Below are 14,805 nucleotides of genomic sequence, written 5' to 3' on the forward strand. Positions count from 1 at the left end.
CTTATTAATAATTTTTGTAAATCCTAAACCATTATAATAATCTTTAATGGCAGCTAATTTTAATTCTTTAGAAAACATAAAAGAACCCCTTAGGTTAGATTTCTCCAACTCAAGGGGTTCAGTTCACCCCGCCAAGCGGAGTCTTTTTATTATTACTTGCGTTTTCTTCTTGATGCGAAGAATGCTAAACCTAATGCGATTGAAATCAATGCAGTACCAACGGCAACAACGACATTTTCATGTGTTTGATCACCTGTTTGTGGTAAACGGTTTGCATCTTTATTTACAGGATTAGTAGTTCCTTTATGTTCAGCTGAAGGGTTAACAGCGTTATTCTTGTGGCTTTCTTCAGACTGTGTTGATGTTTCATTCTTATCAGTGTCTGGATTACCATTGTGGTTATCATGGCTTGATGAACCTGGTACAACTACATGATTTGAAGCGGAACTCCCAACACTGCTGCTTTGGGCTGAGCTTTCCGCACTGCTGCTGTTGGCTGAACTTCCAGCACTACTACTTTGGGATGAACTTTCGGCACTGCTACCTTGTGCTGAGCTTTGAGCACTGCTGCTTTGGGCTGAACTTTGAGCATCACTACTTTGGGCTGAGCTTTCCGCACTACTGCTGTGTGCCGAACTTTGAGCACTGCTGCTGTTGGCTGAGCTTTCTGCGCTACTGCTTTCAGCGGAACTCTCTGCACTACTACTTGCAGATGAGCTTTGTGCACTGCTGTTTTCTGCAGAACTTTGTGCTGAACTTTCTGCTTTACTGCTTTCAGCGGAACTCTCTGCACTACTACTTGCAGATGAGCTTTGTGTACTGTTGTTTTCTGCGGAACTTTGCGCTGAGCTTTCTGCCTTGCTGCTTTCTGCAGAACTTTGTGCAGAACTTTGTGCACTGCTACTTGCAGATGAGCTTTGCGCGGAACTTTCAGCCTTGCTGCTTTCAGCGGAACTTTGTGTTGAGCTTTGTGCACTGCTACTTGCAGATGAACTTTGTGCGCTACTACTTTCTGGGTTTAATTGTGAACCAGGAACATATTGATTCTCAATCGATTTTTTCCCATCTTCTTGAGCTTTGGTTACTCCATCAGAAGTAGTTTGTTGTTGCACGTTATCTAACGATTTTTGCAACTCGTCAGAAACTTTTTGATTTTGATTATTCTTTTGGTCACTAGAAAGTTTGTCATCACCATTAATTTTATCTGTGGTATTATTTGCAGTCTTATTTAGATCATCCATGGCTTTTTGTTGATCCAAATATAATGGTTCTGCTGAGTAAGAGAAACTGTCTAATTGGACTTGTTGTAAGTTATGACTTAAACCTGTAGCGGCACTAATAACTAGAACCATATTGTTATCATTGCCAGTATACTTTTGAGTCCATGTTTTATCATCAAAATTAACAGTAAATGTACGAGTGTCAGAGTCGTATGAAAAAACAAATGGCATAAATTTAGCATCTTTATTTAAAAAGTTCTTAGTATTTAACCATTGTACTGTAGGTTCATTCTTCAACTTTTCAGAAACACCGTTTGCATTAGTATAAGTAAATGCTGCAAATGGTGCATTTGCTTCACCGTCATACTGTACATTATCACCGGCTGGTAGCGGATCATCATCTCGTTTGTTATAGAAAGTATCGACTTTGAATCCAACAGCATTTGGAATTCCCCACATTCCAGCAGATCCACCAGGGTTTACTGGAGTATTAACAGAGTTAGGATGTAAGAATATTGCTAATCCATCAGCTCCTCCTTGTGAGTCCAACTTATCCCCAGCATAAATAGAACCCTTAAGAACGAAACTTCTGTTCATTGAAATTTTATTTTTTAATGACACCCCACCAGTTTTTATTTGAGCATCGGGAGTCAAAGTAATTACACCAGTATTTTGATCATATGAAGCATCTCTAATTAAATGAAAGTAGTTTAAAAAATCATCTTTATTAATGTTAATTGTAACCGGACCTTTATCACTTAAGTTGTCATCAGCATTAGCTACAACAGTGACAGGCACAATATCATTGTGAAGACCTGCATAACCAGTTCCCAGCAAAGAAACTGTCGCCATTCCAATAACGACCCAGTTCTTTTTAACTTTATGCAAAATCTTTTTTTCTTTAGTTTCTTTGTTCATTATGGTCTCCTCCATCTTTTCTATTAATGTTAATTTTAGATGAAAAACGGCGTCATTGCAGTATATATAACATTAAGAATATCTAAAGATTTTTAAGAAAAAATATACAAAAAAGTCCTAAGATTAAACTTAGGACTTTTTATAGTTATCTTTTAAGAGAATCTCTAATAACATCCAAGACTTCCTTTTGAAAGTCATTGAAGTAATGTGATTTTAGGTAAACCAGGTTGGTAACAAACATTGGCATATCTTCGTCTAAGAATTCTAATTTCACTACCCCATCTGGAACCTGAACTAATGAGTTAAAAAATCCGACACCAACGTTGTTGGAAATCAGACTCATGATGTTGTTGGTTTCATTTGATCTGAAAATCACGTTTGGATGAAATGAATTGCGCTTAGCTAATTGATTAAACGATTCATTTTGGGTAAATCCTTGTTTAAATAGTACAAAGTCTTCCTTGGCTAAGTCAGCAAAATGAATTTTTCCTTCGTTGGCTAGTGGATGGTCCTTTGAAACGTATGCACAGAATGGAATTCTTTCGATTTCTTCTGTTTCGATATCTGGATCTTCCAATGGGTTGTTAGAACCTAGCAATGCTAAATCTAATTCCCCATTCTTCAAGGCAGACTTGGTCGTTTCTGATCCATATTCGTAAGTAATAATGCTGTTTAATAATTTTCTTTCCTTTAAATGTTGAGCAATTGTAGGAAAGTATCTCGTTTCAATAATTGGTGGTAGCCCGATTGAAACTTTTTTGGCCTTCAAGTTGGCGATATTGCGCTTAGCAACGTCAAAATGACGAATGATTGCGCGAGCGTGGTTCAACAATTGTTTCCCACTATCGGTTACAATGAGTTCGCCATGGGTACGATGTCTAATAATCAACTTAGCGTCCATCTCTTTTTCCAATCGTTGCAGAGCGAAAGTAATGGTAGGTTGACTTACCTTAAATTCTTCAGCAACTTTCGAAAAAACTTTTAATTCCGTTAAGCTTATAAAATATTCTAGGTCTCTGGTGTTCATAAAAAACGCCTCCCAGCGTTGATATAAAAAGGTTTTATTTTTAGATATAAATTATATTTATTATAACACTAAGTTTTGACTATAAAAATACCCATGTATTATTATCTATATATAAATTATGAAAAGAGGTAAGTACTATGTCTTTTGGATATGATATTTTAAACAATCCTTTCAAGAATAAGGGTACTGCATTTACTAAAGAAGAAAGAAAAGAACTTGGTTTAGAAGGAATGCTTCCACCATACGTTCAAACTTTACAAGAACAAGTGGACCAAGCTTACGCTCAATTCCAAAGCAAACCATCAGATTTAGAAAAACGTGTTTTCTTAATGACTCTATTTAATGAAAACCGTGTTCTATTCTACAAGTTATTCTCACAACACGTTGTTGAATTTATGCCAATCGTATACGATCCAACAATCGCTGAAACTATTGAAAACTACAGTGAACTATTCGTTCAACCACAAAACGCTACATTCTTATCAATCGATGATGATCTAGATTCAATTAAGACTTCATTAAAGAATGCTGCTGAAGGCAGAGACATCCGTCTAATCGTAGTTACTGATGCTGAAGGTATCTTAGGTATTGGTGACTGGGCTACTAACGGTGTTGATATCGCTGTTGGTAAACTAATGGTTTACACTGCCGCTGCTGGTATCGATCCTAGCCAAGTTCTACCTGTTGTGCTAGATGCTGGTACTAACAACGAAGAATTACTTAAGGACCCAATGTACTTAGGTAACAGACACGAACGTGTTTACGGTGAAAAATACCACAAGTTCGTTGATACTTTCGTGGAAGACGCTGAAGAAATGTTCCCAGAAATGTACCTACATTTCGAAGACTTCGGTCGTAGCAACGCTGCTGAAATTCTAGACAGATACAAAGACAAGTACACTGTATTCAATGATGATATCCAAGGTACTGGTATCATCGTTCTAGCAGGTATCTTAGGTGCATTAAACATTTCTGGTGAAGAAATGAAGGACCAAACTTACGTATCATTTGGTGCAGGTTCAGCCGGTACTGGTATCGTTTCTCGTGTATACGATGAATTCGTACAACAAGGTATGGACCCAGAAGAAGCTAAGAAGCACTTCTACCTAGTTGATAAGCAAGGTCTATTGTTCGATGACGACGATACTTTGACTCCTCAACAAAAACCATTTGCTAGAAGCCGTAGCGAATTTGATAACGCAGATTCACTAACTACTCTAGAAGCAGTTGTTAAAGAAGTTCACCCAACTATCCTAGTTGGTACTTCAACTCAACCAAACACTTTCACTGAAGAAATCGTTAAGGACATGGCTGCTCACACTGAACGTCCAATCATCTTCCCTATCTCAAACCCAACTAAGTTGGCTGAAGCTAAGGCTGAAGACTTACTAAAATGGACTGACGGTAAAGCTCTTATCGGTACTGGTATCCCAGTTAACGATATTGAATACAACGGTACTACTTACCAAATCGGTCAAGCTAACAACGCCCTTGTATACCCAGGTCTAGGTCTAGGTGCAATTGCTGCTACAGCAACTGTTCTAGATGACGAAATGATTTCCGCAGCTGCCCACTCACTTGGTGGTATTGTCGACACTGACAAACCAGGTGCTGCTGTCTTACCTCCAGTTTCTAAGTTGGATCAATTCTCAACTACTGTAGCTAAGGCTGTTGCCGATAGCGCTGTAAAACGTGGTCTTACACGTGAAGACATCAAAGATGTTGATAAAGCTATCGAAGATACTAAGTGGGAACCTAAGTATTAATCTCTCTTTTAGATGATGTGTGTATAAAAAAAGACGCCGAAGGGCGTCTTTTTTTGTGCGCTAAATTTTATTAATAATCTTTTCAGTGTTTTCCGCATTATTTAATGAATACAAATGAATGTGGCTAGCACCCGCTTGTTTGATTTTATTAATTATCCCCGCGGTGTATTGCACACCATCCTCACCGAACTCATCGCCATGCTGATTCATCAAAGCATTCAGTTCATCTGGAGCAGTCGAATGAGTCATGTTTAGCATCTTTTCTGCTTGTGATATCGAAATTACCGGCATAATCCCAAACCAGATTGGCGTATCGATTTCAATTTGATTTAAATAATCAACGTAATCATTTGCGTCAAAGCTAAACTGTGAAATCAGATTCGTGCATCCCTTTTCAATCTTTTGTCTCAACCATTTCATTTCTTCGTCACTACTATTTAAGTAGCAAGTGCCAGAGATATTCACATGTGGATACTTTTGATTGATAAATTCAATTAGTCGATCAGCATGTGGAAATGTCACCGCCGTATCATTTTGCGATAACTTATCGCCACGCAGTGCCAGCACGCTGTGGATATCGTGTTGTTGCATCAAATCAATCATCTCTTGGACTCTTTTTTCATCCTTGTCGATTCCAGTCAGATGAATGACGACATCAACGGATGAATTGGCATGAATGTAGTCGGCAATTTGAATGCTTTGTAGCAGGTTATCCATGTCGTGATTTCTATCGGTAATCGAGATGAATTCCGGATTTAGTTTTAATAAACCATCCAGGTTAACTTGATCAATGTTGGGTGTAATCTCAAAAGAATATTGTAAGGACATGCGAATCTCCTTTTTGATTAATTATTGTTTTCATTATATACCATCCGTATAAAAAAGAGGCCTCCTTTTATAGGAAGCCTCTTTTGTCTTTATTTCCACAAATCAAATCGTCCGCATAATTTATTTACGTCTTTTTCTGATATATGTCACAGCAAGGCAGATTAAATTCAATACAAATAGAATAATAAACGCAGTATTTTGATATTTATGTGGGCCAAATAAGTACATCCCTGTCAGAACAGAAACTATTATCAAATTAATATATCTTAAAAGCTTAATCATACCGATTTCCCACTTTCGCTTTTGAATAGTTAAATATTTTGAAATCATAATAGCATACTATTAAAAGATTTCCATATAAAAAATAATTTTGGTATATACTACTATATAAGTTCAAATGATTTCACACGGAGAAAATAAATGATTAATATTATTAAGCAATTTTTCAAATTTGGTATCGTTGGATTCATTAACACAGTACTAACCTATTTAATTTATACGTTCCTATGGCGGATTACATCACCTACCATTGCCATGGCAATCGGATATGGTACCACAACTTTGATTGGTTTAACCATCAATAAAAAATGGGTGTTCAAGACTAGCGGCAACGTTACTAGAACCGCAATTAAATATTATTCTACCTACGTGTTCACATGGTGTTTAACAGTACTATTAACCTACCTATTATCTGTCTACACATCTATTAACGAACAAATTGTCCCGGTACTAACATTAATTGTGACCGTTCCAGTTAACTTTGTACTAAGCAAACTATGGGTGTTCAAATAAAAAAAGAGACCGTCCCTACCAAACGGTCTCTTTTCGTTATTCAGATTACTTGTTTTCACTAATTACGACAGTACCATCTTCCATTTCAGCCTTTAAGTGCTTAATGTCTTCATGGTCTAGGTAGAAGTCAGTAATCTTGTCTCTGATTTCTTGTTCAACTACTCGACGTAGTGGACGAGCTCCCATGGCTTCGTCGTATCCTTGTTCGATTAAGTAGTCCTTAACGTCATCTGATACGACAACGTCCATGTCTTTCTTAGCTAATGTAGCATTTACGTCTGCTAACATTAAGTCGACAATTTCTTTCAAGTCATCCTTTGTTAAGTGGGAGAATTCAACAATTGCGTTGAATCTGTTTAAGAATTCTGGACGGAAGTATGGAGCTAGACGATCCATTAACTTCTTGTCCTTGTCGTCTTCACCAGTAAGTGCTTCGTTACCGAATCCGGCGTTTGAAGTAGCAATTACAACAGTGTTCTTGAAGTTAACCACATTTCCTTGACCGTCTGTTAAACGACCATCGTCTAATACTTGTAATAGAAGTGTTAGCACTTGTGGGTTAGCCTTTTCGATTTCATCTAGTAATACGATTGAGTAAGGGTTTCTACGAACCTTTTCAGTCAAAGTATTGTTGTTGTCGTTGTATCCAACGTATCCAGCTGAGGCACCGATTAACTTGGAAACTGCAGTTGGGTCGGAGTATTCTGACATATCTAGACGGATAATGTTGTTCTTGTTACCAAACATGTCCTTAGCTAATTGCTTAGCAAGTTCAGTCTTACCTACACCAGTAGGACCTACGAATAAGAATGAACCAATTGGACGGTTACCTTCGTCAAAACCGGCACGATTTCTACGAATGGCACGAGCGACTGCGGCAACAGCTTCGTCTTGACCAATTACCTTACCCTTTAGACGGTCGCCCATAGTCTTTAATCTTTCGATGTCAGTGCTGCTCATCTTAGCAACAGGAACACCAGTCAATCTTTCAACTGACTTAGCAACATCGTTGACAGTAGCAGTAACTTTCTTTTCGTCACTCTTGTTGTCGATTTGCTTTTGTAGTTCTTCAATCTTGTTCTTGTGGTTTAATGCTGATTCGTAATCTTCCTTAGCTGCAGCAGCTTCTTGAGCTTTCTTTTCAGTTTCAATTTCGTCTTCGATTTGCTTTTGATCTAAGACTGGGTGTTGAGCAGCCAAGTGTGCAGCAGTCATATCTACTAAGTCAATAGCCTTGTCAGGTAAACTTCTTTGTGGAATGTATTGAACTGAGTAATCTACAGCAGCTTTCAATACTTCGTCAGGTAAAATCACATTGTGGTGTTCTTCATATAATGGACGAATACCCTTCAAGATTGCTAAAGTAGTTTCTTCGCTTGGTGCCTTAATTTGCACTTCATTGAAACGACGTGACAAAGCAGCGTCCTTTAGAATTGTGTTTCTGTATTCATCTTGAGTAGTAGCACCGATAACGGTAATTTCACCACGAGATAATGCAGGCTTGATAATGTCTGCTAATCCCTTGGATCCACTTTCGTCGCCGGCATTACCAGCACCTAGGATTTGGTGGATTTCGTCGAAGAATAGGATAATGTTACCCTTTTCTTTGACTTCCTTAATTAAGTTTTGAATGTTTTCTTCAAAACTACCACGGTATTGAGTTCCGGCTTCTAGACCAGAGATATCAATACTAATAACTTCCTTATTCTTAATTGATGCAGGTACGTCACCCTTAACAATTGCTTGAGCTAAGCCTTCAACAACGGCAGTCTTACCGACACCGGCGTCACCAACTAATACAGGGTTGTTCTTGATTCTTCTGGATAATACTTCAGCAGTTTCTTGGATTTCCTTGTCTCTTCCAATTACTGGGTCTAACTTATTATCTCTAGCTTCTTGAGTTAAGTTTCGACCTAACTTTTCAAGAATTCCTCCTTTATTAGATGCAGCTTTTTGTTGGGTATTAGGTTGGCCACCTTGTAGTTGGCCACTTCTTCTTAATTCTTCTAATTGTTCTGGGGTAACTTCTTGACCATTAATCATGTATCGACGTTGGGTATTTGAGTTACCTGTATCGCCTAAAAATTGGTTAAAAATTTTGTCAAAATCATCGTTAAATGGATCAAATGGACTTCTTGCCATAGTACATCCCTCACATTTCATATAATATTTTATTTTCAAATACATTAGCCAAACACGGCATGTATTAGATAAGGCTTTTAGTTGTTCTCTTATTTCCTTATCCAAAGAATATAATACCACCTAAATTACATAATTCAATACTAAATTTGACCTTTTTTGACCTTTTTCTTACATAAGAGCTGAAAACCCTTGATAAATATGGGTTTGATCAAAGGTAAAATTTTTATAAAGTTTTGACTTTCAACTTATACATCTATTAATATGTTATGTTTTATGACATCAAAACTTAACTTTTTTAAAAAAATCGTGTTTTCAGATATACAACGCCCGTCCGTTCTGATATGATAAAAACATACAATGTTATGAAATATAACGTGGAAAAGAAATACTACTTTGAAAAGGGGTTTTACTAATGAAGCGACATTCATCAGTAATTCGATGGTTAATGGCATTAACTGTTGGATTCGTCGTTGCATTTGGTTTATTCTCAGCACCTAGTAAGACACATGCTGCAGAAAAGACTTACCAAATTGGTATGGATGTTACATTCCCACCATTTGAATTTGCAAACGACAACAATAAATATGTTGGTATCGATATTGATTTATTCAACGCAATTGCAAAAGACCAACATTTCAAAATTAACTGGAAAGCTTCCAGCTTTAGTGGATTAATCCAATCCGTTCAAGCAGGACAACTAAATGGTATGGTTGCGGGTATGTCCGTAACCCCTGAACGTAAAGGTTCATTTGATTTCTCAGATCCTTACTACAACTCAGGTGTTGTTATGGCCGTATCTCAAAATACCGACAACATTAAGGGTCTAAAGGACCTACGTGGTAAGACAGTCGCAGTTAAGACTGGTACTACTGGTGCTCAATACGCACAATCAATTCAAAAGAAATATGGATTCAAGATTAGTACTTTTGATGATTCAAGTAACGTCTACGAAGATGTGTTAACTGGTAACTCAGCTGCATGTTTCGATGACGAACCCGTATTAAAATACGGTATCAACCAAGGTACTAAACTAAAAATCGTTACTAAACCAGCTGCTGGTACTCCAGTTGCATTCGGTGTTAAAAAAGGTACTAACCAAGAACTACTAAAGAAGTTCAACGTAGGTCTAGCTCACCTAAAGAAAAACGGTGAATACAAAAAGATCATCGATAGATACTTAAACGCTAAGAAGAACGCTGCAGATACTCATTCATTCTTTGGTATCTTAAAACAAAACAAGACTTTCCTATGGCAAGGTTTCCTACAAACCCTATGGTTAACAATTGTTTCAATCTTCTTCGCAACCATCTTTGGTGTAATCTTCGGATTATTTGGTGTTCTACCAATCAAGTTCTTCCGTTGGTTATCATCGACAGTTATCTACTTATTTAGAGGTATGCCTCTATTGGTTCTAGCATTATTTATCTACACTGGTATTCCTACATTAACTGGTACTAGAATTCCTGCTTTCGTAGCTGGGGTTATCACGTTGATGTTAGATGAAGGTGCATACATTGCTGCCTTTGTTAAGGGTGGTATTGAATCAGTTGATAAAGGTCAAATGGAAGCCGCTCGATCACTTGGTTTACCATTCGGTAAGTCAATGAGAAAGGTTATCCTACCTCAAGGTGTTAAGTTAATGGTTCCATCATTCATTAACCAATTCATCATTACCTTGAAGGATACTTCAATCCTATCAATTATCGGTATTCTAGAACTTACTCAAACTGGTAAGATTATCATCGCTAGAAACCTTGAAGGATTCAAAGTTTGGGCAATGGTTGCAATTATCTACCTAATTGTAATTACCCTATTAACTTGGCTATCAAACTGGGTAAAAAGGAGAGCTAAGATATGAGCAAAATTAAAGTAACTGATTTACACAAGCAATACGCAGACAACCATGTCTTACGTGGTGTAGATCTAGAAGTTAAAGATAACGAAGTAGTTGTTATTATCGGCCCTTCTGGTTCTGGTAAGTCAACTCTATTAAGAACTTTAAACAAGTTAGAAGAACCAACTTCAGGTTCAGTTGTTGTTCACGGTACTGACATCGCCAAAAAAGGTGTTGATATCGATAAGGTTCGTGAACAAATCGGTATGGTGTTCCAACACTTTAACCTATTTAACAACCTATCAGTTGGTAAAAACATCATGTTAGCCCCTGTTGAATTAGGTAAGCTATCAAAAGAAGATGCTGTAAAACAAGCTAAGAAGTTACTACAAGTTGTTGGTTTGGAAAACAAATTCGACGCTTCAGTAAGTTCACTATCTGGTGGTCAAAAACAACGTGTTGCTATCGCCCGTGCTTTAGCAATGAACCCAGACATCATGCTATTCGATGAACCTACTTCTGCTCTTGACCCTGAAATGGTCGGTGACGTTTTAAACGTTATGAAGAAGCTAGCTAAAGAAAAAGGTATGACAATGGTTGTTGTTACCCACGAAATGGGCTTCGCTAAAGAAGTTGCTGACCGTGTGGTATTCGTTGATGACGGTATCATCCAAGAAGAAGGTACTCCAGATGAAATCTTCAACCACCCTAAGAACGATCGTCTAAAATCATTCCTATCAAAGATTTTGGAAGTCTAGTATTAAAGAACCTCGCCTATGCGGGGTTCTTTTTTTGTGCATTTTTTGCTTGCATTTTTATTTTGTCCCTTTTATAATTGTTAGCATGCTAACAAAATCTAGGAAGTGATATTCATGACAGAAAATATTGGAAGACAGCTAAAGATTGCATCAACCCAACTTACCAAGCAATTTGATAAGTTTGCGATTCAATACGATTTAACAAGTATGCAGATGTCTGTAATCGACTTCTTGACCCTATTTTACGATCAAGAAATGTTTCAAAAAGACATCGAACACGAATTTAACATCCGTCGTTCCACCGCTTCAACGCTATTGAAACGTATGGAAGATAAGGGATTAGTCCGCCGTGTTGAATCGAACAAGGACGCTCGTCAAAAACAGGTTATCCTAACCGATTTAGCTGTTCAATACGAAGACGACATTCAAAAGTTCATGGTTGAAACGCAACAACAAATCCATAGTTTCTTGTCTGATGAAGAATACGCTGCCCTAGAGAGTAGCTTAGATAAAATCATTAAACACATGGGGGATTAATAATGGATAGCAAAATTTCATTAAAGACATTACTATCAGTCATCGCAGCTGGAATCATGTCCTTTAGTGGTGTTGTCATTGAAACTTCAATGAACATCACATTTCCGACTTTGATGCACGACTTTAACGTCGGAACCAGTACTGTTCAATGGATGACTACAATCTATTTACTAATCGTTTCAATCGTTGTACCACTTTCTGCAATATTGAACCGTAACTTTAAAACCAAGCAATTATTTATCGTTGCCAATTTACTATTTATTCTAGGGGTTGTGTGCGACCTATGCGCCCCAACATTTTCAGTATTATTACTAGGTCGTGTGATCCAAGGTTTTGGAACCGGGATTGCCCTACCATTGATGTTTAACATCATCTTAGATCAAGTGCCTGCCGAAAAAATCGGTGTGATGATGGGGGTTGGTAACTTGATTACCGCCATCGCCCCTGCCGTTGGTCCTACTTTCGGTGGAATCGTGGTATCTTCAATCGGTTGGCGTTACATCTTCGCCATCCTATTACCAATCCTAGTGATTTCTTTAATCTTGGGTGTCTTAAACATCGAACAAAAACGTAAAATTGAAAAGACTAGCCTAGACTTTGTCGGACTAATCCTAATCGTGATTACCTTCACCGGTCTAGTTTATGGATTCTCAAACATGGGTGCCGGAAACATCCTAAGTTCCGTTGTCATTCTTCCAATCATCATTGGTGTGATTGCTTTAATTACCCTTTACACGCACTGCATTAGAAGTAAGAACGCCATCTTGGACCTATCCGTATTACAAAATCACAAGTTCGCTGGTCACATTGTTGGATTCTTTATCCTACAATTCATTACACTAGGTTTATCATTCATCTTGCCTAACTACGTGCAAATCGTAAACCACTCATCAGCGTTCATCGCCGGTCTATTGGTATTACCTGGTGCCGCAATTGGTGCAGTCTTTGCCCCACTATCCGGTAGTTTGTACGACCGTTTCGGTGCTTACAAGCCACTAGCACTAGGAATGTTATTCGGACTAATTGGTTTGGTATTATTCACCATCTTCGGTACTCACTTGAGTAACGCCATGATTTTAATCTTCTACGTAATCTACATGCTATGCATGGGATTATCATTTGGTAACATCATGACAAGTGGATTAAGCCAACTAAATGGTGAACAAAGAACCGACGGAAACGCCGTCTTCAACACCATCCAACAAATCTCAGGTGCCATCGCTACTTCCATCGTTTCAGCTATCATTACCATCAGTCAATTGAGTAGCAATAATGAAGCAAACGGAACTGCGGTTGGATCACTTCATGCGTTGATTTTACTACTTGTATTAATCGTGATTGCTAGTCTAATTTTAAATTCCGTTGTAAAACGTAAATAACAATAAAAAAGCCTAACGTGTTAAACGTTAGGCTTTTGTTTTACTTCATTTTTCTGACGCTAATAAAAATTTTAGTTGCAGGATAAAAACTAACATTGAATTCATCCTTGATAGCTTTAACAACCTCGCTATCTTCATCATGTTCTTCAATCATGGCACGTACTTTCACAACGTTGTCATAATTGTTCAATGTGTCTCTAATGACACGGTTGTTTCTAATGTTTCTAACCACATTATAAATTTCAAGGATAAGTAAAATAAGAATCGAAATTATGGTCCACATATATAAGTTATCACTCCTATTACTTATAATTATACGTGATATGGCGATATTATCAAAATCATATTAACTAAAGCTTAACAATTCAACGGTTTAGAAGGGTTGTCATACGTGATATAATTTAAATATTATAAATAAAGGAGAAATTCATATGATTGATACGATTAAAAAACGTACCATTGGATTTCTAGCTGCAGCTATTATTGCAATTATTAGTCAATTTCTTACAGCTATTATTCCAAACATCGGTGGAGCCACCATCGCAATCCTAATCGGAATCGTGTTGGGTAACACCGTTTTAAAACAACCAGTTCTAAGTGCTGGTACCAAGTTTGCTGAAAAACGATTACTGGAATACTCAGTAATGCTACTTGGCCTTACCATCACTTTCCAAACCATTCTTCAATTACACTGGTCCGGATTACTATTCATCATCATCCAAATGACCATCACCATTATCGCTGCCATCATGATTGGTAAGTGGCTTCACTTCGGTGAAGGAATTTACCTTTGCATGGCCGGTGGTAACGCGGTTTGTGGATCATCAGCGATTGCTTCCATCAAACCAGTCATTAATGCTTCCGACGAAGATGCCGGAATGAGTATCACATTGGTAAACCTAATGGGAACCGTAATGATGCTAGCTCTTCCAGTCATCGGTACCATGGTATTTGGTCACGTTGACATGCTACGTGGTGCCTTGATTGGTGGTACCGTTCAATCAGTTGGACAAGTTATCGCCAGTGCAACGATGGTTAACCAAACTACCGTCCAATTCGCAACTCTATTCAAGATTATGCGAATCATCATGCTAGTGGTTGTGGTTACTGTGTTTGCACGCATTCATGCTAAAAACGAAGCATTAGCTAACGCCGAAAAAGAAGTTGAAGCAGAAGTAAAGAAAGGTAAGATTGATTTTCTACCATGGTACGTTCTATGGTTCTTAATCTTCTGTATCCTAAATAGTTTCTTCCACCTTCCAGCTTTCATCGGTAACACTGCTCACCTATTGAGCTCATGGTGTGAAATCATCGCACTAGCCGCTATTGGTTTACGTCTAAACTTAAAGGCGTTCCTAAAGGCTGGAAAGCGTTTTGCCATTTACAGTGTTTCAGTTGGTCTAATTCAAACCATTGTGGCACTAATCTTAATCAAGCTGTTAATTCACGCATAATAAAAAGACTAGGCAAATGCCTAGTGAACTGAACCCCTTGAGTTGGAGAAATCTAACCTAAGGGGTTCTTTTATGTTTTCTAAAGAATTAAAATTAGCTGCCATTAAAGATTATTATAATGGTTTAGGATTTACAAAAATTATTAATAAG

General features: G+C 37.7%; 12 protein-coding genes. 7 read left to right on the forward strand and 5 right to left on the reverse strand.

The genetic code is table 11. The annotated features are described in order from the left end of the window. Positions 1-152 precede the first annotated feature (152 nt). Both ACOMA7_RS07310 and ACOMA7_RS07315 read right to left on the reverse strand, forming a co-directional pair. The gene (locus ACOMA7_RS07310) at positions 153-2,138 is read right to left on the reverse strand and encodes a lectin-like domain-containing protein (RefSeq protein ID WP_421393032.1); all 1,986 of its coding nucleotides are present in this window, start codon (positions 2,136-2,138) and stop codon (positions 153-155) included. 145 nt (positions 2,139-2,283) lie between these two features. Beyond that, on the reverse strand, positions 2,284-3,165 hold the full coding sequence (locus ACOMA7_RS07315; RefSeq protein WP_053793090.1) for a LysR substrate-binding domain-containing protein: 882 nt from the start codon (positions 3,163-3,165) through the stop codon (positions 2,284-2,286). A gap of 137 nt (positions 3,166-3,302) precedes the next feature. Between ACOMA7_RS07315 and ACOMA7_RS07320 the strand changes: the two genes are divergently transcribed. Beyond that, positions 3,303-4,931 (forward strand): malolactic enzyme, encoded by a 1,629-nt coding sequence (locus ACOMA7_RS07320; protein ID WP_054608564.1) that lies wholly within the window; start codon positions 3,303-3,305, stop codon positions 4,929-4,931. A gap of 60 nt (positions 4,932-4,991) precedes the next feature. On the opposite strand, the gene ACOMA7_RS07325 is transcribed toward ACOMA7_RS07320, so the two are convergent. Continuing rightward, positions 4,992-5,759 carry a methylenetetrahydrofolate reductase gene (locus tag ACOMA7_RS07325; protein ID WP_421393037.1) on the reverse strand — a complete coding sequence of 256 codons (768 nt, stop codon included), beginning with the start codon at positions 5,757-5,759 and terminating at the stop codon, positions 4,992-4,994. Positions 5,760-6,179: 420 nt separating this feature from the next. On the opposite strand from ACOMA7_RS07325, the gene ACOMA7_RS07330 reads away from it, so the two are divergent. Further along, on the forward strand, positions 6,180-6,551 hold the full coding sequence (locus ACOMA7_RS07330) for a GtrA family protein (protein WP_421393040.1): 372 nt from the start codon (positions 6,180-6,182) through the stop codon (positions 6,549-6,551). Between the two features lie 45 nt (positions 6,552-6,596). On the opposite strand, the gene ACOMA7_RS07335 is transcribed toward ACOMA7_RS07330, so the two are convergent. After that, the gene (locus tag ACOMA7_RS07335) at positions 6,597-8,693 is read right to left on the reverse strand and encodes an AAA family ATPase (protein ID WP_421393043.1); all 2,097 of its coding nucleotides are present in this window, start codon (positions 8,691-8,693) and stop codon (positions 6,597-6,599) included. Positions 8,694-9,105: 412 nt separating this feature from the next. Here ACOMA7_RS07335 and ACOMA7_RS07340 point away from each other — a divergent pair, with 412 nt between their 5' ends. From ACOMA7_RS07340 to ACOMA7_RS07355, 4 genes are all read left to right on the forward strand, one after another. Further along, positions 9,106-10,551 carry an amino acid ABC transporter substrate-binding protein/permease gene (locus ACOMA7_RS07340; protein WP_414827136.1) on the forward strand — a complete coding sequence of 482 codons (1,446 nt, stop codon included), beginning with the start codon at positions 9,106-9,108 and terminating at the stop codon, positions 10,549-10,551. After that, positions 10,548-11,285: an amino acid ABC transporter ATP-binding protein gene (locus ACOMA7_RS07345; RefSeq protein WP_053792184.1), complete on the forward strand. Its 738-nt coding sequence runs from the start codon at positions 10,548-10,550 to the stop codon at positions 11,283-11,285. The genes ACOMA7_RS07340 and ACOMA7_RS07345 overlap by 4 nt, the downstream gene beginning before the upstream one ends. A gap of 114 nt (positions 11,286-11,399) precedes the next feature. After that, complete coding sequence (locus tag ACOMA7_RS07350; RefSeq protein WP_263502842.1) at positions 11,400-11,822, forward strand: MarR family winged helix-turn-helix transcriptional regulator; 423 nt, start codon at positions 11,400-11,402, stop codon at positions 11,820-11,822. Between the two features lie 2 nt (positions 11,823-11,824). Next, positions 11,825-13,201, forward strand: coding sequence for a DHA2 family efflux MFS transporter permease subunit (locus ACOMA7_RS07355; protein ID WP_421393048.1), 1,377 nt, complete (start codon positions 11,825-11,827; stop codon positions 13,199-13,201). A gap of 40 nt (positions 13,202-13,241) precedes the next feature. On the opposite strand, the gene ACOMA7_RS07360 is transcribed toward ACOMA7_RS07355, so the two are convergent. Further along, on the reverse strand, positions 13,242-13,484 hold the full coding sequence (locus ACOMA7_RS07360; RefSeq protein WP_054608569.1) for a hypothetical protein: 243 nt from the start codon (positions 13,482-13,484) through the stop codon (positions 13,242-13,244). Between the two features lie 148 nt (positions 13,485-13,632). Here ACOMA7_RS07360 and ACOMA7_RS07365 point away from each other — a divergent pair, with 148 nt between their 5' ends. Further along, positions 13,633-14,655, forward strand: coding sequence for a YeiH family protein (locus ACOMA7_RS07365; protein ID WP_054608570.1), 1,023 nt, complete (start codon positions 13,633-13,635; stop codon positions 14,653-14,655). The last annotated feature ends 150 nt before the right edge of the window (positions 14,656-14,805 follow it).

Source organism: Apilactobacillus intestinapis (assembly GCF_049166695.1).
GTDB classification, from domain to species: domain Bacteria; phylum Bacillota; class Bacilli; order Lactobacillales; family Lactobacillaceae; genus Apilactobacillus; species Apilactobacillus kunkeei_C.